16 protein-coding genes are annotated in these 16,450 nt (G+C 69.5%); 6 read left to right on the top strand and 10 right to left on the bottom strand.

What is annotated here, in order from left to right:
• Position 1: 1 nt before the first annotated feature.
• Both ricR and CKW28_RS00890 read right to left on the bottom strand, forming a co-directional pair.
• Positions 2 to 361: a copper-sensing transcriptional repressor RicR gene (gene ricR, locus CKW28_RS24010; RefSeq protein WP_003924518.1), complete on the bottom strand. Its 360-nt coding sequence runs from the start codon at positions 359 to 361 to the stop codon at positions 2 to 4.
• Positions 361 to 1,005 carry a DUF305 domain-containing protein gene (locus tag CKW28_RS00890; RefSeq protein ID WP_003924519.1) on the bottom strand — a complete coding sequence of 215 codons (645 nt, stop codon included), beginning with the start codon at positions 1,003 to 1,005 and terminating at the stop codon, positions 361 to 363. The genes ricR and CKW28_RS00890 overlap by 1 nt, the downstream gene beginning before the upstream one ends.
• 79 nt (positions 1,006 to 1,084) lie before the next feature.
• Between CKW28_RS00890 and ilvD the strand changes: the two genes are divergently transcribed.
• Positions 1,085 to 2,785, top strand: coding sequence for a dihydroxy-acid dehydratase (ilvD, locus tag CKW28_RS00885; protein ID WP_003924520.1), 1,701 nt, complete (start codon positions 1,085 to 1,087; stop codon positions 2,783 to 2,785).
• A 4-nt stretch (positions 2,786 to 2,789) separates the two neighbouring features.
• Here the strand turns inward: ilvD and CKW28_RS00880 are convergent, their stop codons facing one another.
• From CKW28_RS00880 to CKW28_RS00855, 6 genes are all read right to left on the bottom strand, one after another.
• Positions 2,790 to 3,881, bottom strand: a complete 1,092-nt coding sequence (locus CKW28_RS00880; RefSeq protein ID WP_003924521.1) for an agmatinase family protein — start codon at positions 3,879 to 3,881, stop codon at positions 2,790 to 2,792.
• A 212-nt stretch (positions 3,882 to 4,093) separates the two neighbouring features.
• Positions 4,094 to 4,753: an O-methyltransferase gene (locus CKW28_RS00875; protein WP_003924522.1), complete on the bottom strand. Its 660-nt coding sequence runs from the start codon at positions 4,751 to 4,753 to the stop codon at positions 4,094 to 4,096.
• 22 nt (positions 4,754 to 4,775) lie between these two features.
• Positions 4,776 to 5,270: a TIGR04338 family metallohydrolase gene (locus CKW28_RS00870; RefSeq protein WP_040546291.1), complete on the bottom strand. Its 495-nt coding sequence runs from the start codon at positions 5,268 to 5,270 to the stop codon at positions 4,776 to 4,778.
• 22 nt (positions 5,271 to 5,292) lie between these two features.
• Positions 5,293 to 6,042 (bottom strand): DUF2786 domain-containing protein, encoded by a 750-nt coding sequence (locus tag CKW28_RS00865; protein WP_003924524.1) that lies wholly within the window; start codon positions 6,040 to 6,042, stop codon positions 5,293 to 5,295.
• Between the two features lie 29 nt (positions 6,043 to 6,071).
• Entirely contained in the window at positions 6,072 to 7,070 is a 999-nt protein-coding gene (locus CKW28_RS00860; protein WP_003924525.1) for an alpha/beta hydrolase, read from the bottom strand.
• Entirely contained in the window at positions 7,067 to 7,906 is an 840-nt protein-coding gene (locus CKW28_RS00855; RefSeq protein WP_003924526.1) for an alpha/beta hydrolase, read from the bottom strand. The genes CKW28_RS00860 and CKW28_RS00855 overlap by 4 nt, the downstream gene beginning before the upstream one ends.
• Positions 7,907 to 7,949: 43 nt before the next feature.
• Here CKW28_RS00855 and CKW28_RS00850 point away from each other — a divergent pair, with 43 nt between their 5' ends.
• On the top strand, positions 7,950 to 8,957 hold the full coding sequence (locus tag CKW28_RS00850; protein WP_003924527.1) for a sigma-70 family RNA polymerase sigma factor: 1,008 nt from the start codon (positions 7,950 to 7,952) through the stop codon (positions 8,955 to 8,957).
• 61 nt (positions 8,958 to 9,018) lie between these two features.
• Here CKW28_RS00850 and CKW28_RS00845 read toward each other — a convergent pair whose 3' ends face one another.
• Positions 9,019 to 9,915, bottom strand: a complete 897-nt coding sequence (locus CKW28_RS00845; protein ID WP_003924528.1) for a type IV toxin-antitoxin system AbiEi family antitoxin — start codon at positions 9,913 to 9,915, stop codon at positions 9,019 to 9,021.
• Positions 9,916 to 10,073: 158 nt separating this feature from the next.
• On the opposite strand from CKW28_RS00845, the gene CKW28_RS00840 reads away from it, so the two are divergent.
• Both CKW28_RS00840 and CKW28_RS00835 read left to right on the top strand, forming a co-directional pair.
• A complete protein-coding gene (locus CKW28_RS00840; RefSeq protein WP_003924529.1) occupies positions 10,074 to 11,198 on the top strand; it encodes an NDMA-dependent alcohol dehydrogenase in 1,125 nt (374 codons plus the stop codon).
• Between the two features lie 20 nt (positions 11,199 to 11,218).
• Positions 11,219 to 11,977: a pirin family protein gene (locus CKW28_RS00835; protein ID WP_003924530.1), complete on the top strand. Its 759-nt coding sequence runs from the start codon at positions 11,219 to 11,221 to the stop codon at positions 11,975 to 11,977.
• 80 nt (positions 11,978 to 12,057) lie between these two features.
• On the opposite strand, the gene CKW28_RS00830 is transcribed toward CKW28_RS00835, so the two are convergent.
• Positions 12,058 to 12,330 (bottom strand): GlsB/YeaQ/YmgE family stress response membrane protein, encoded by a 273-nt coding sequence (locus CKW28_RS00830; RefSeq protein WP_003924531.1) that lies wholly within the window; start codon positions 12,328 to 12,330, stop codon positions 12,058 to 12,060.
• A gap of 293 nt (positions 12,331 to 12,623) precedes the next feature.
• Here CKW28_RS00830 and CKW28_RS00825 point away from each other — a divergent pair, with 293 nt between their 5' ends.
• Positions 12,624 to 13,694 (top strand): phosphodiester glycosidase family protein, encoded by a 1,071-nt coding sequence (locus CKW28_RS00825; RefSeq protein WP_003924532.1) that lies wholly within the window; start codon positions 12,624 to 12,626, stop codon positions 13,692 to 13,694.
• 83 nt (positions 13,695 to 13,777) lie between these two features.
• The gene (locus tag CKW28_RS00820) at positions 13,778 to 15,934 is read left to right on the top strand and encodes an acyltransferase family protein (RefSeq protein ID WP_040546246.1); all 2,157 of its coding nucleotides are present in this window, start codon (positions 13,778 to 13,780) and stop codon (positions 15,932 to 15,934) included.
• Positions 15,935 to 16,450: the final 516 nt, after the last annotated feature.

Genomic DNA, 16,450 nt, shown 5'->3' with positions numbered 1-16,450 from the left:
GTCAGGACCGCACCAGACGCGCGATCGCGGCGGACGCCTCGGCGAGTTTCGCCTCGGCGGCCTCCCCGCCCTCGGCGACGGCCTGGGTCACGCAGTGCCCGAGATGCTCGTCGAGCAGGGCGAGCGCCACCGATTGCAGGGCGCTGTTGGCGGCGCTGATCTGGGTGAGGATGTCGATGCAGTACTTGTCCTCGTCGATCATCTTGGCGATGCCGCGCACCTGTCCCTCGATACGCCGTAACCGTTTGGCGTAGTTCTCCTTCTGCGCCGAATAGCCGTGGGCGCCGGCGTGCCCGTCCGGTTTCGCCCCGCCCGGTTTCGCCCCTTCAGGTTTCGCCCCGTCCGGTTTCGCCTGGGTCATCACGAGGCCTCCTGCATCTGCCGCATCTGGTCGATCTCGGCCTGCTGGGCGTCGATGATCTGCTGGGCCAGGGTCCTGGCGTCGACGTTCTCCCCCTCGGCGAGTTCGGTCTGCGCCATCTCGACCGCGCCCTCGTGGTGGGCGATCATCGACTCCAGCCACAGCCGGTCGAACTCCGTGCCGCGCAGCGACTCCAGCCGCGCCATCGTCGCCGGGTCGACCATGCCCGGCATGTCGTGGTGGGGGCCCATGCCGGGCGGCATTCCCGGCACGGCGTGGTCACCGTGCTCGCCGTCGGGGTCGTCGGCGTTCCACTGCACCAGCAGGGCGCGCATGGCCTGGATCTCCGGGTCCTGGGCGGCGGCGATCCCCGCCGCCAGTTCGATCAGCTGCGTATTCTCGGAGCGGTCCGGCACCAGCGCGGACAGCTCGAGTGCCTGCTGATGGTGCGGGATCATGTCGGTGACGAAGGCGATGTCGGCGTCGTTGTGCGCGGCGGCCTGCCCCTGCGTGGTGTCGGTTCCGGTTTCCGGAGTCGACGTCTCCGGGGTGGACCCGGTGTCCGTGCTCGAGCAGCCGGCCAGGAACGCCGCGGTGGCCAGGGCGGCGAGCAGTGCGACGATGCGGGCGGTGGTGGTCGTCATGCCCCGAGCGTACCCGATACCCTACCGGGGTATCTATAACCGTTTTGGCGTGCCCAAACAGCCGGGGCATACTGAACGAATGGCCCAGAACCAACCGGACATCAAACCCCGCAGCCGCGACGTCACCGACGGCCTGGAGAAGGCCGCAGCCCGGGGGATGTTGCGCGCGGTAGGCATGGGCGACGAGGACTTCGCCAAACCGCAGATCGGCGTCGCCTCGTCGTGGAACGAGATCACGCCGTGCAACCTGTCGCTGGACCGGTTGGCCAAAGCCGTCAAGGACGGGGTGCACGCCGCGGGCGGCTATCCGCTGGAGTTCGGCACCATCTCGGTGTCCGACGGCATCTCGATGGGCCATGAGGGCATGCATTTCTCGTTGGTCAGCCGCGAGGTGATCGCCGACAGCGTCGAGACGGTGATGCAGGCCGAGCGGCTCGACGGGTCGGTGCTGCTCGCCGGCTGCGACAAGTCGCTGCCCGGCATGCTGATGGCCGCCGCACGGCTCGATTTGGCCGCGGTGTTCCTCTACGCCGGGTCGATCCTCCCCGGCATCGCGAAACTGTCCGACGGCACCGAACGCGAGGTCACGATCATCGACGCGTTCGAGGCGGTGGGCGCCTGCGCCCGCGGGCTGATGCCGCGGGAGGACGTCGACGCGATCGAACGGGCGATCTGCCCGGGCGAGGGCGCCTGCGGCGGGATGTACACCGCCAACACGATGGCCAGCGCGGCCGAGGCGCTGGGGATGAGCCTGCCCGGCAGCGCCGCTCCCCCGGCCACCGACCGCCGCCGCGACGGGTTCGCCCGCAAGAGCGGTCAGGCGGTGGTGGAGTTGCTGCGCCGCGGTATCACCGCCCGCGACATCCTGACCAAGGAGGCGTTCGAGAACGCGATCGCGGTGGTGATGGCGTTCGGCGGGTCGACCAACGCGGTGCTGCACCTGCTGGCGATCGCCCATGAGGCCAACGTCAAGCTGACGCTGGAGGACTTCACCCGGATCGGCAACAAGGTGCCGCACCTGGCCGACGTGAAACCCTTTGGCGCACACGTGATGTTCGACGTGGACCACATCGGCGGCGTCCCGGTGATCATGAAGACGCTGCTGGATGCCGGTCTGCTGCACGGCGACTGCCTGACGGTGACCGGCAAGACGATGGCCGAGAACCTGGCCCACATCGCCCCGCCGGACCCGGACGGCAAGGTGCTGCGGGCGCTGAGCAATCCGATCCACCCGACCGGCGGGATCACCATCCTGCACGGCTCGCTGGCGCCCGAGGGTGCGGTGGTCAAGTCGGCGGGCTTCGACACCAGCGTCTTCGAAGGCACCGCAAGGGTTTTCGACCGGGAACGGGCCGCGATGGACGCGCTGGAGGACGGCACCATCCAGGCCGGTGACGTGGTGGTGATCCGCTACGAGGGCCCGAAGGGCGGGCCGGGAATGCGCGAGATGCTGGCGATCACCGGTGCGATCAAGGGCGCCGGCCTGGGCAAGGATGTGCTGCTGTTGACCGACGGCCGGTTCTCCGGCGGCACCACCGGGCTGTGCGTCGGCCACGTCGCACCGGAGGCCGTCGACGGCGGGCCGATCGCGTTCCTGCGCGACGGCGACCGGATCCGCCTGGACGTCGCCAAGGGCACCCTCGACGTGCTGGTCGATCCGGCCGAATTCGAGGCCCGCAAGAAGGATTGGGAACCGTTGCCGCCGCGGTACACCACCGGTGTGCTGGCCAAGTACACCAAGCTGGTGGGCTCGGCCGCGACCGGCGCGGTCTGCACCTAGCGGCTCACACCCGATTGCTCGGCGGCCCGGCCACATCCGGATGGAGGTAGTCGGGGCCCGGCAGCCCCAGCCGGCGCATCGCCAGCCCGGTCAGCGCCTCGAAGATGACCCGGCGGGCGTTCATGGTCGTGGTGTAGCCCGGATCCAGATGCGGTGCCACCTCGACGATTTCCAGCCCGACCACCGGCGTCTCGTGACAGATCCGCCGGATGGCCGGCAGCAACTCGCGGTTGGTCAGCCCGGGCGGCTCGGGGGTTCCGGTGCCGGGCGCGTAGGCGGGGTCGAGCACGTCGATGTCGATCGACAGGTACAGGTACTCCGGCCCGTCGAGCGCCTCGTCGATGGCGTCCTGCAGGACGGTGTGGAAACCGCGCCGGTCGATCTCGGCCATGAAGTGGGTGCGCAACCCGTTGTCCCGCATCCAGGCGAACAACTCCTCATCGGGTGCGATCGCACTGCGCAGGCCGACCTGGATGAAATTGCGGCCCGGAATGTGTTCGTCGTCGATCAGCCGGCGGATCGGGGTGCCGTGCGAAGCGTGGTGTCCGACAACGTCGTCCGCGCAGTCCGGGTGGGCGTCGAAGTGCACCACCCCGACCTTGCCGGCGCCGTACACGTCGGCGATCGCCGCGGCGTTGGGCCACAGGATCGAGTGGTCCCCGCCGAGCACCAGCGGCACCGCGCCGACCTCGGCGACGTCCCGGACCAGCTCGCGGATCGGGCCCATCGAGTTCTCGATGCTCAACGGGTCGACCGCCGCGTCACCGTAATCGACCACGTTGAGCACCTCGAACGGTTTCACCCGGGTGCTGTCGTTGATCAGCATCGTCGGCGTGTGCGGCAACACCCGCTCATCGGCGCGGATGGCGCGGGGCCCGTAGGCGGCGCCGCGGTGGCCCAGCGACACGTCGACCGGCGCGCCGACCACCGCCACGTCGACCGCACCGGCCCGCAGATCGTCCTGGTTGAGGCACAACGGCAGACCGAACAGCGTCGCGATGCCGGAGTAGGCCGGGGTGAACTGGTGCCGTTGCAGATTGATCGGGCCCGGTTCGCGGTGCGGATCCCTGGACCGGTCGACGGGCTGCCTCCACACGGGCCCTGAGCTCTCCATCTCTCATCCTTCCCTTTCCCGGCAGCACACCCTATGCGAAACCCGGTGCACTGTCCCGGGACTCGGTAGAAGGCGCCGAGTTCTGCAGGAGGGTCGCGCGACCGCGAGATTCACGACCACTGAGCAGAAGTCGTCACCGCAGATGTGCGTCGGCGGCGCGTGGGCGCCCAGCATGTCCACATCCAGACACGGGCTCAGCGCACGACGGCGACGGCGAAGCCGTCCCAGTTCTTCGCGCCGACGGTCTGGATGGCGGCGGTGTCCAGCCGCGGATGCTCCCCCATCATCGCGAGCATGTCGCGCACGGCGCGGGCCTGCTGATCGTCGGGGGCGGGGTCGAGCACCCGGCCCATCCGGGCGATGTTGTCGACGACGATCACGGTGCCGGACCGGCCGAGCCGGATCGCCCATTGCACATAGGCGCTGTTGTTCTCCTTGTCGGCGTCGATGAACACCAGATCGAACGGGTCCCGCCCGGCCAGCGTGGGCAGGGTGTCCAGGGCGGCGCCGACGATGATCTCGACCCGGTCGGCCACCCCGGCGCGCTCCAGGTTCGCCCGGGCCACCTCGGCGTGGGCCGGTTCGTACTCCAGGGTGACGACGTGGCCGTCGGCGCCGGCCCCGCGGGCGAGGTTGATGGTGCTGTAGCCGGCCAGGGTGCCGATCTCCAGCACCCGGCGTGCCCCGCTGATCCGGGTCAGCAGCGACAACAGCTTGCCGTGTTGGGCCGACACCTCGATGGCGGGCATGCCGGCCGCCTTCCCCGCTTCCCGGGCGGCGATCAGCGCCTCGTCTTCGGTGCGCAGCAGTTCGGTGAACAAGGCGTCGAGGGCGCGCGGATCGGCTTCGGTCACAGACCTCACGTTAGCCGTTCGGCTATCGCACACCTTCTTTCGCGTACACGACGCGCAGCACGTGCCCGACCTCCGGTCCCATCACCGCGCCGGCCAGGGCGCAGAAGGTGGCGACGAACTCCGGGCCGTGCGCAGGTTCGGCGTCACACAGGTGGTGGGCGATCTCGTGCAGCACCACCAGTTCGCGCAGCGCCCAGGTGTCGCGGCGTTCGGGCACGGCGATCACCGCCGAGGTGCCCCGGCGTTCGTAGTGGGCGGCGGTGACCCCGCGCCGCGGCCGTACCGCCAACGGCCCGGCCGACGGCCACTGTTCGCGCACCGCGGGATGGTCGAGCACCTCGTCGACGTAGCGCTGCACCGACTCCACCGACCCGAACCGCGCCTCCGGCGGCAGCGTCAACCGGGTGCCGAAGAAGTCGACGGCGCGGTTGCCGTGTTCGGCGGCCCGGTCGAACATCGTGCGCACGAACTGTTCGGCCGCGTAGACCTTGGCGCGTTGGGTGTCACGGACCGTCACCTCGGTGACCACTCCGGGCGCATCACTTGTCCAGTGCGGCGCGCGGGCCGGCCAACTCCGGGCTGGGGCCCAGCCGGGCGCGCCGGCCGGCCCGGTCCCCGGCCCGCCGCGCCGCCGACGAATAGCCGGCGGTGGCGCTGGTGGGCCGCCAGGTGCCGCGCGCCTTGGACGTCTGCCGGTAGAAGTCCTGCAACTCGAGGTCCTTGTCCCGCAGCGCGATCGCGGTGCCGGGAGCGGTGTCACGGTCCTCGGTGGCCGCCTGCTGGGCTTCCTCGCGGGCCTGCGCCAGCCGCTGGCCGATACGGGCGCCGAACGCCAGCTGGAAGTTGATCCGGGCGGTGATGGTCGGGGTGGGCCGGTGCGCGCCGGAGGCGATGTAGGCCTCGGACGCCTTGACCATCTGGGTGACCAGGCTGGCGTACAGCGCGTGGGTGGCGTCGATGTCCTCGGGGAACCCGTAGGCGTAGACGAACGTCGAGTTGGAGGCGACGTCGCATTTGACGTCGTTGGCGGCGGCGATCAGCACGAACAGCTGCACATAGGTGCGCAGCCCCTTGGTGCCGGCCTCGCCGATGGTGATGGTGCGCTGCACCGGCATCTGGGCCTTGGTGCGTTCGGCGGAGTGGGCGCGGGCCACCGCCAGGTCGATCGACGTCGCGGTGGCCAACCGTTGCGCGGCGGCCATGAACGCCTCCGCCTCGTGCGGGTTGTCGGTGCCCTCCGCCTGGCGCAGCAGCGCCGCGATGCGGGACAGCATCTTGTCGTCACTCATGACAGTCACGGTATGGCAGGGACCCGACGTCACTTCCGCACGAACCGGTCGACCGCGGCCTCCAGTTGTGGAGAAAGCGGCGATTGTTGAGCGTAGTTGGCGACGTTGTCGGTGGGGTCGTCGCGCAGCACGTGGTTGACCCCGCCGAGGTACACGACGGTGAGGTCGGTGTGCGCCAGCGCGTCGGCCAGCGGCTGGATCTCCGCGCAGTCGGACTGGGCGTCGGTGTCCGAGCAGGTCAGCAGCACCGGGGTGCCGGCGGGGACCCGGGCGGCCAGCGCGAGCGGATCGACGCTGTCGGCCTCCACGACGGCCTTGACGTTGCCCGGGTTGAGGATCGCGCCCAACCCGTCGGGCAACTGGTCGGGGGCGGTGCCCCGGGTGCGGGCCTGGTCGACCGCCGCCAGCCAGGCGGCGAGCGTCTCGGGACTGCTGTCGGCGCGGACCCGTTCGGTGATGATGTCGAGGTAGCGGCGGGGCGGGGGTTGCAGCAGGCCGAGCGAATGCACCCTCGGGGTCCCCTCGTCCGCACCGTCGGCCAGGCGCAGCGCGTGCACGGCGCCCTCCCCCAGCCCGTACACCGAGATGCGGTCCGGGTCGGTGGCCGGTTGATCGGCCATGAAGGTCAGAGCCGCGCGGGCGCCGGTGGTGTAGACGGCGCTGCCGACGTCCTGCGGGTTCTGCTCGTAGGGTCCGAGCCCGGTGGCGCCGGTGCCGACCTTGTCGTAGCGCAGGCTGGCCACCCCGCGTTCGGACAGCAGATCGGCCAACTGGCGCATGTTGCCGATCGGCCCGACGACGGCGTTGTCACCGTTGCGGTCGGTGGGGCCGCTCTCGGAGATCAGCAGCGCGGCCGGGCCGGGTTCGGGGCCGGCGCGGTAGCTGCCGTGGATGGTCAGCCCGTCAGCGTCGAACGTGACGTCGGTGTCGGTGAACGGCGCCGGCTGCTCGGCCGGCTCCGCGGTGCAGCCGACCGCCACCACGGCCAGGCACAGCAGCCAGATCCGCAGCAGCACAGCCGGGCTCACAGCCGTTCGGTGATCCATGCGACCACGTCGTCGAGGACCTGCTCCCGTTCGGGCTCGTTGAAGACCTCGTGGTACAGGCCCGGGTAGACCTTGAGTTCGGCGTCGGTGGAGCCGACGTGCCGCATGAACCGGCGGCTGCCGTCGACGCCGACGAGCTTGTCCTGATCGCCGTGCACCACCAGCAGCGGCGCGGTGAGCGCGGGCGCACGCTGCGGCATGGTGTCGCTGACCAGCAGCAACGCCCGGGCGATCCCGGCGGGCATCTTGCCGTGGTGCACCAGCGGGTCGGCCTGGTAGGCGGCCACCACGTCCGGGTCGCGCGACACCAGATGGGTGGGCAGCTGCTCGACCGGCAGCCCGGGGGCCAGCCTGCCCAACACCTTGGCGGCCCCCGCGAGCAGTGGCGACACCTCGGCCGACACCGAGACCGCAGGGCCGGACAGCACCATCGCGGTGTAGTCGTCGGGGTGTTCGACCCCGTAGGCGAACACGATGCCACCGCCCATGCTGTGGCCGAGCACCACCACCGGCAGCCCGGGCTGTTCGGAGGTGGCGATGCCGACCAGGGTGTGGAAGTCGTCGGTGTATTCGGAGATGTCCCTGAGGTAGACGCGCTTCCCGCCGGACCGGCCGTGTCCGCGGTGGTCCAGGGCGTAGACGACGAGACCGGCAGCGCCGAACCGCTGCGCCACGTGGTCGTAGCGGCGGGCATGTTCGCCGAAGCCGTGCGCGATCACCACCACCCCGCGTGGCGCCGTGTCCGGGGTCCACACGTCATAGACGATGCGCACCCCGCCGACGCCGTCGAAGGTGCGCTCGGTACGGGTACTGGCCACGCAGCGAGACTAGCGGGCCGGGCCGGAGATTGCGGGGTGCCGGATGTCGGTGATGCTGCGTACGCTCCTACACGTGACTGTGCTCACCGCACCCCCTGACGGCGGCTCCGACGCCTTTCTGGCCGACGCCGAGCAGTATCGCCGTGAGCTGCTGGCGCACTGCTACCGGATGACCGGGTCGTTGCACGACGCCGAGGACCTGGTGCAGGAGACCTTCCTGCGGGCCTGGAAGTCCCACCACAAGTTCGAGGGCAAGGCGTCGGTGCGCACCTGGCTGTACAAGATCGCCACCAACGCCTGCCTGACCGCGCTGGACGGCCGTCAGCGCCGGCCGCTGCCGACCGGGCTGGGCGCGCCGAGTTCGGATCCCACCGACGACATCGTCGCGCGTGAGGAGGTGCCGTGGCTGGAGCCGCTGCCCGACGACGCGGCCGACCCGTCGACGATCGTCGGTTCCCGCGAGTCGGTGCGGCTGGCGTTCGTGGCGGCGTTGCAGCATCTGCCGCCGCGGCAGCGTGCGGTGCTGTTGTTGCGGGAGGTGTTGCAGTGGCGGGCCGCGGAGGTGGCCGAGGTGCTGAACACCTCGACCGCCGCGGTCAACAGCCTGTTGCAGAGGGCCCGCGCGCAGCTCGATCAGGTCGGCCCCAGCGAGGACGACGAGCTGGTTCCGCCCGAGTCGCCGGAGGCCCAGGAGCTGTTGACCCGCTACATCGACGCGTTCGAGAGCTATGACATCGACAAGCTGGTCGAGTTGTTCACCGCGGACGCGGTGTGGGAGATGCCGCCGTTCGACGGCTGGTATCAGGGCCCGCAGAACATCGTCACCCTGTCCAAAACGCACTGCCCGGCCGAACGGCCCGGCGATATGCGGCTGATCCCGACCACCGCCAACGGCCAGCCCGCCGGAGCGATGTACCTGCGCAACCCCGAGACCGGGACCCACGAGGCGTTCCAGATGCACGTGTTGGCGATCGGGCCCGGGGGCATCTCGCACGTGGTGGCGTTCCACATGCCGTCCTTCGCGCCGTTCGGCCTGCCGGACTCGCTCTAGGTTCGCCGAGTGTTGGGGTTTGTCACGCTCCGCCCGCCCCGACCGTGACAAAACCCGACACTCACGGTTCGAGGCGCGCGTCGAGCCGAACCGATGCGTGGTCCGGCCAGCCGTGGGCCCGCAGCGCGTTGCGAACCCGGGCGAGGAAGACGCCGGGGCGGTAGCGCAGGATGTCGCGGCTGATGCGGATGATGATCCAGCCCTGTTCCTCGAGGTCGGCCACCCGGTCGATGGTCTGCGCGTGGGCGGCGGCGTCCGCCCAGTGCCAGGCGCCGTCGTACTCCACGCCGACTCTGTACTCCGGCCACCCGATGTCGATGCGGCCGATGAAGTAGCCGAACGGATCACACACGACGACCTGGGTGCGGGGCCGCGGAAAACCCGCCGCCAGCAACAGCAGGCGGGTCCGGGTCTCCGGCGGGGACGCCGCACCGCCGTCCATCAGGCCGACCGCGCGGCGCAACCGCACCAAACCCCGGGCGCCGCGGCGCCGGTCGATCACAGCGGTGACCGCGTCGGCTGTCAGGCCGGTGGCATTGGCGAGCGCGTCCAGCCGGACGACCGCCCTGGTGAGGGTCTGGCGGCGGCCGATGTCGTAGGCGGTGCGCGCGGGTGTGGTGACCGGGATGCCCCGCAAGGTGCACACTTCGCCGGGTTCCAACCGGTCGCGGTGGATCACGATGCCGTCGGGGCTGCCGGGCGACGGGCGGATCAGCTCGGCGGGCAGCGCCGGATCGATCCACTTGGTGCCGTGCAGCGCGGCGGCCGACAGGCCGGCCACCGTGGCGTCACGGCGGGCCCACAGCCATGCCGCCACCGCTCGGGTCTGCGCGGTGAGTTGCACGCCCACCGGCAGATAGACGTTCTGATAGATCAGTCGGTGCCGGCTGCGCAGGGTGCGTCGGGTGACCAGCCCGGCCGCGCGGGCCTCACTGCCGAGAAACGGACCTTCAGCCATGCCGCCACCGTCGCGGCCCGTTCCGACAACCGGGCGCCCCGGCCATCAGCTTGTCCACAGCATCGCCGATAAAGGGGCCGACGGTGCATAACTGGTGAACAAGCAGGTCACAAAGCTAGTTGACACGTGTTTTGGAACGTGTTCTATGATCGCCGGTCATGAAGACCAAAGGCGCACTGCTGTGGGAGCTGAACTCGCCGTTCCGGGTCGACGAGATCGACGTCGGTGACCCCGTCGAGGACGAGGTGCAGATCCGGCTGCATGCCGCGGGCATGTGCCACTCCGACTACCACCTGACCACCGGCGCCACCCCGATCGGCCTGCCGGCGTTGGGCGGGCACGAGGGCGCCGGGGTCATCACCAAGGTCGGCAAGAACGTCACCGGCCTACAGGAGGGCGACCACGTCATCCTGGCGTTCATCCCGTCCTGCGGCCAGTGCCAGCCGTGTCTGCGCGGCCACCGCTCGTTGTGCGACCGGGGCGCGGTGCTGCTGGGCGGCAAGGCGATCGCCGACGGCACCTCCCGGGTGCGTGCCGGCAGCACCGAGGTGTCGCCGATGAACCTGCTCGGCACCTTCGCCCCCTACATGACCGTGCACAAGGACTCGGTCGTCAAGATCGACCCGGAGGTGCCGTTCGAGACCGCGGCGATCATGGGCTGCGCGGTGCCGACGGGCTTCGGGTCGGCCACCAACGTCGCGCAGGTCCAGCCGGGTGAGACGGTCGTCATCGTCGGTGTCGGCGGGATCGGCCTGAGCGCGCTGCAGGGCGCGGTGATCTCCGGCGCCAAGCACGTCATCGCGATCGACCCGGTGGAGTTCAAGCGCGACACCGCGCTGAAATTCGGTGCCACCCATGTCTTCTCGTCAATGGCCGAGGCGATCAACCCGGTTCTGGAGCTGACCCACGGGTTCATGGCCGAGAAGACCATCATCGCGGTCGGCGAGATGCGCGGCGAGTACATCGAAGAGGCGATGACGCTGACCGCCAAGACCGGCACCTGCGTGGTCACCGGCATGGGCGCGATGACCGACGTCGACGTCAAGCTCAACCTGTTCCTGTTCACCATGCTGCAGAAGACGTTGAAGGGCAACATCTTCGGTGGCGGCAGCTCGCACGTGGAGACGCCGCGGCTGGTGGCGCTGTACAAGTCCGGGTTGCTCAAGATCGACGAGATGGTGACCAACACCTACCGGCTTGAGGACATCAACCAGGGCTACCAGGACATGCTCGACGGGAAGAACATCCGCGGCGTCATCGTCTACGACGAATCGGACTGGTAGACCGCCGGTAGGCTGGCGTCATGCCGGCCGAGACGATGGACATCCGGTGGGCCGGGGACCGGTTCGCGACGACGATCGACTGGCTGGACTCCAGGCATTCGTTCTCGTTCGCCGACCACTACGACCCGGCCAACACCCACCACGGTGTGCTGCTGGTCAACAACGACGACCGGGTGGCGCCGGGCACGGGATTCGACACCCACCCGCATCGCGACATGGAGATCGTGACGTGGGTGTTGCAGGGTTCGCTGGTGCACCAGGACTCCGAGGGCAACGCCGGGGTGATCTACCCCGGGCTGGCGCAACGGATGTCGGCGGGTAGCGGGATCCTGCACTCGGAGAAGAACGACTCCTGGACGCTGACCGGTGAGCAACCGCACCGCGAGCCGGTGCGGTTCATCCAGATGTGGGTGCTGCCCGACGAGTACGGTGTGACGCCGAGCTACGAGCAGCTCGAGATCGAGGACGCGCGGCTGCGCAGCGGGCTGATCCCGATCGCCTCGGGGATGCCGCGGTACCGCGGCGAGACCGCCATCACCATCGGCAACCGCCACGCCGCCCTACACGGCGCCCGGATGGCGCCCGGCGACAGTGTGCGGTTACCCGAGGCCCGCTATCTGCATCTGTTCATCGCGCGCGGCGCGGTCACCCTGGAGGGTGCCGGGGCGCTGGGCGAGGGGGACGCGGTGCGGTTCACCGCCTCGGGCGGGCACCGGGTCACCGCGACCGGGCCGGCGGAGATCCTGGTGTGGGAGATGCACACCGGTCTCGGCGGCTGAACCGGGCCCCGGCAGACGGAAACGATGGCGGGTCGCGAGGGGTACGATCCGCCATCGGGGGGTTCGATCAGGCCGTTCGATCAGGCCCTGGGTGCGCCGCGTCGTCCGGCGACGCCGGCGTAGATCGCGATCAGCAGAACCGCCACGACCAGGCCGATGACGAAGGGGATCGGGGAGAACATCTTGTCGCCGGTGCCGAACATGGCGTTGGAGATCCACGACCCGAGCAGCGCGCCGACCGCGCCGAGCAGGACCGTGATGAGCATGCCGATGTTCTGCTTGCCCGGAAGGATCAGCCGGGCCAACGCACCGAGCAATGCGCCGACGATGAGTGCAACGATGATGGTTCCCATATCTGACTCCTTCTGTCTCGGCGCGGTCGCGCCGTCCTAGGACACAGTGCCCGTCAAAGAGATTTCCTAATCTCCGAATCGGTCGGCCGTCTGGATCCAGCCGAAACTTGCGGTGACATCCGTATGGAACGCCCGTCGGACGTTGCTCGTAAGGCGATGCGGGATAACGCGATTCGACTGGAACGTTTTCGTGATCAGCCCGTTATACAAATTGACAGTGTGGCTGGTGTGATTACTGTGATTTGCCGGGAGCGATCCGACGGGCCACAGGAAGGAAACCGGTGCCGGGGACGATGGCGGTGCTGCGCCGAGCAGCGGCTGGTCTGGCCGCGTCGGCGTTGGCTGCCGTGTCGGCGACGGTGGGTGTCCCGACCGCCGGCGCCAACCCCGACGCCCGGGCCCTGCTGCTCGGGGCGATCGCCAACACCAAGGGCTCCTACCTGGTGTACAACTTCGGCGGGAAGTTCGCCGCTCCATTCCGCGCCGCCGACGGCCGCGAGTACACGCTCAACAACGGCGGCCACTTCCTGACCATCAAGAACGCCTCGGCCCGGCTGGCGCCGCGGCTGCTCGTCGACACCCACCGTGGATATCAGGCCCGGTGCGAGCGTGACCCACGGGCCCGCACCAGCGAGGGGCTGTTCCAGGCAGCTGAGACGTATCCGCCGTTGCAGGCCTGGCAGGTGCTCGGCCAGCCGGTCGTCGCGATCAACGCCAACTTCTTCGACGTGCGGCCGCAGAAGGGCGGCTCCTGGCGGGACACCAACTGCAGCTCGCCGCTGGGCGCGTACGTCGACAACACCCGGGGGCTGGGGCGGGCCAACGCCGCGGTGACCGGTACCCCGGTCTACGCCGGCAAGCAGGGCCTGTCCGGCGGCAATGAGCACTGGTCGGCGCTGGCGACGATGATCCTGCCGGTCGGCGGCCAACCGTACGTGGTGATGCCCAAGCATCCGTCGGACTACGACGCGGCGTCACCGGAGATCCTCAGACTCTTGGAGAGCAACACCCGCTTCGTGGCCGTCGCCGGCATCGGGCTGCTCGGGCCGGGGAAGACCGAGCAGCTCAATGACGGCGGGCCCGCGGCGGCACGCACGGCGATCGGCTACAACCGTCAACTCGACCAGTTCTACGTGTTCCAGGGCGGCAGCTACACCCCGGACAACATCCAGGACCTGTTCCGCGGGATGGGCGCGGACAGCGCGATCCTGCTCGACGGCGGCGGGTCGTCGGCGATCGTGCTGCGCCGCGACACCGGCGGGATGTGGAGCGGCGCGGGCGCCCCGCGGGGCAACTGCGACACCCGTCAGGTGCTGTGCAATTCGCGGGAACGGGCGCTGCCCAGCTGGCTGGCGTTCAACTAGTGCCGGGCGGATAGCCGACGCGTTCCGGACGCGACGTCAAATACCACGGTTCGGGTAGCTGACGTGAGACGATCCCTGTTCGAGTGAACAGAGTCGCCACCGTCCCCCGTTCAGCGGCCCGACGCGGAGCTCCCGCGAGCGGACGACGTCGGCCGGACTGGCATTTCCGCCCCGACATCGAGGGGCTGCGCGCGGTCGCGGTGATCGCCGTGGTGCTGTTCCATGCCGGGCTGCCCGGTATGGGCGGCGGGTTCATCGGCGTCGACGTCTTCTTCGTCATCTCCGGTTTCCTGATCACCGGGCTGCTGTGGCGGGAGGCCGCCAACACCGGCACCGTGCGGCTGGCGCGGTTCTACGCGGCCCGGGCGCGCCGGCTGCTGCCCGCCGCGGCGACGGTGCTGACCGCCACCGTGGTGTTGTCGGTGCTGCTGTTGCCCCCGCTGCAGGCCCGCAGCGTGATCGGCGACGGCATCGCCGCCGCCCTGTACGTCGGCAACTACCGGTTCGCGATCGAGGGCACCGACTATCTGTCGACGACGGAGCCCTCACCGCTGCAGCACTACTGGTCACTGGGTGTGGAGGAGCAGTTCTACCTGGTGTGGCCGGCGCTGATCCTGGCGACGGTGTGGCTGCTGGGCCGCACCACCCGGCTGGCCGGGGTGGCGGCGATGCGGTCGGCGACGCCGTATCTGGTGGCACTCACCGCAGTCGGCGCGGTGTCGTTCGGAGTGTCGCTGACGCTGACCGAGTCGTCGCCGTCGTGGGCGTTCTTCGGGCTGCCCAGCCGCGCCTGGGAACTGGCGGTGGGCGGTCTGGTGGCGTTGACGATCCCGTGGTGGCGACGGCTGCCGGCGGTGTCGGCGGCGGTGGTCGGCTGGGGCGGGCTGGCGCTCATCGCGCTCACCTGCACGCAGGTCGACGAGGCCACCCCGTATCCGGGGACCGCGGCGCTGCTGCCGGTGTTCGGGACCGCGCTGGTGATCATCGCCGGCTGCGCCACCCCCGATCTGGGCGCCGGACGGTTCCTGTCCACACCGGTGATGCGGTCGATCGGCCGGGTGTCGTACTCGTGGTATTTGTGGCACTGGCCGGTGCTGATCCTGGCGCCGGCTCTGTTCGGCAGGGACATCGGGCTGGCCGGCAACCTGGCGATGGTGCTGGTGTCGCTGGGGTTGGCGATCATGACGCTGCACCTCGTCGAGAATCCGGCGCGGTTCGCCGAGGCGTTGCGGTCCTCGACGGTGCGCAGCCTGGCGGTCGGTGCGGTGGCGACCGCGACGGCGGTGTGCGCGGCGTTGGTGCTGTTGGCGATCCGGCCGGTCCCGGTCGGCGCGGGTGAGGCGGCGGCCCCGGCGGCGATCTCGGCTCCCGTCCCCGAACCGCGCCCGTTGACCCCGCGCGAACAGATCCGGGCGGCGGTGGCGGCCTCCACCCAGCCGCGGCCGGTTCCGGCGAATCTCAAACCCTCGCTGGCGCAGGCGCCCAACGCCAAACCGGAGATGTTCGTCAACGGCTGTGTGCGGTCGTGGCGGGACGTCGATCAGCCGGAGTGCGCCTCCGGTGACGTCCGCTCCCCGGTGCGGGTGGCGCTGTTCGGCGACTCGCACGCCGCGATGTGGGAGTCCGCTCTGAACCCTGTCGCCCAGCAGCGGCATTGGCGGCTCGAGACGATGGGCAAGGTGACCTGCCCGCCGCAGGAGTTGCCGATCTTCAGCCCGTATCTGGGCCGCACGTTCACCGAGTGCGGGCGGTGGCGTACCCAGGTGTTGTCCCGGTTGAGGCAGAACCCGCCACAGCTGGTGATCGTGGACATGGTGCGCCGCTACGGGGCGGACTTCGGATTCACCTCCTACGACGAGGCATGGCTGCGGGGGCTGGCCGAACTGGTGTCCACGCTGCGCGGTCTCGGCTCCCAGGTGCTGGTGCTGGGCCCGGTTCCCGATCCGCACGGCACGGTGCCGAACTGCCTGTCGGACAACATGGACGATGTGCTGGCCTGCTCCCCCACCCGCCGGGTCGGTATCAACGGTGAGGGGGTGGCCGCGGAGGCGGCGGCGACGACGGCCGCCGGCGGCGTCTACGCCGACCTGTCCGAGCTGTTCTGCACCGACCGGCGCTGCCCGGTGGTCATCGGCGACACCCTGGTGTTCCGCGACGACAACCACATCACCAGTGAGTACGCGGCGGTGCTCGCCCCGGTGCTGGCCGAACTGGTGGATCAGACGCTGGCCCGGTCCTGAATCGGGCGTCGCGCGGATGGGTTTGCCAGAAGTTTACTCGTTGGTAAGTACGGGTTTCGCCTCCACCAAGGTCGATGAAATTTCGGCGTTCACATGGCTATCTGATCACGGCTTTCCATAAGCCCGGATATTTTCGCGGAGAACGATCTACGGGCGTCGCGTTCACGATTCGCAGTCACGCAGCAACTTCCCGGGGCAGGGTGGCGAGGACTGGCATACACGGGCCTTTTCAGCTGGGTAACAGGCCTGATGCGGACACCGGACGGGCCCCATGCATTGACGACTGTGCTAATTTCGACTCCGCAGGGGCGATCTCATTCATCCGAACGATTGATATTTCACACCGAAATGCCCTGGCAAATCGGGCACTCACCCCGATGTGGCGGATTTGTTGGTTTCGCAATCAGTTGCTGACGCTGGCTTGAAAATTTGCTGTATTCGCTGATCTTGAGTGCTAACTTCCTGAGCGTTCGCTGAGAAGCTGCACAGGGGGGTCTGCTCAGATGTCGTCGGATC

The organism is Mycolicibacterium thermoresistibile (assembly GCF_900187065.1).
In the GTDB taxonomy this organism is placed as follows: Bacteria; Actinomycetota; Actinomycetes; order Mycobacteriales; family Mycobacteriaceae; genus Mycobacterium; species Mycobacterium thermoresistibile.
Note: the sequence above shows the minus strand (reverse complement) of the source record. Positions and strands in the feature narration are given on the sequence as shown.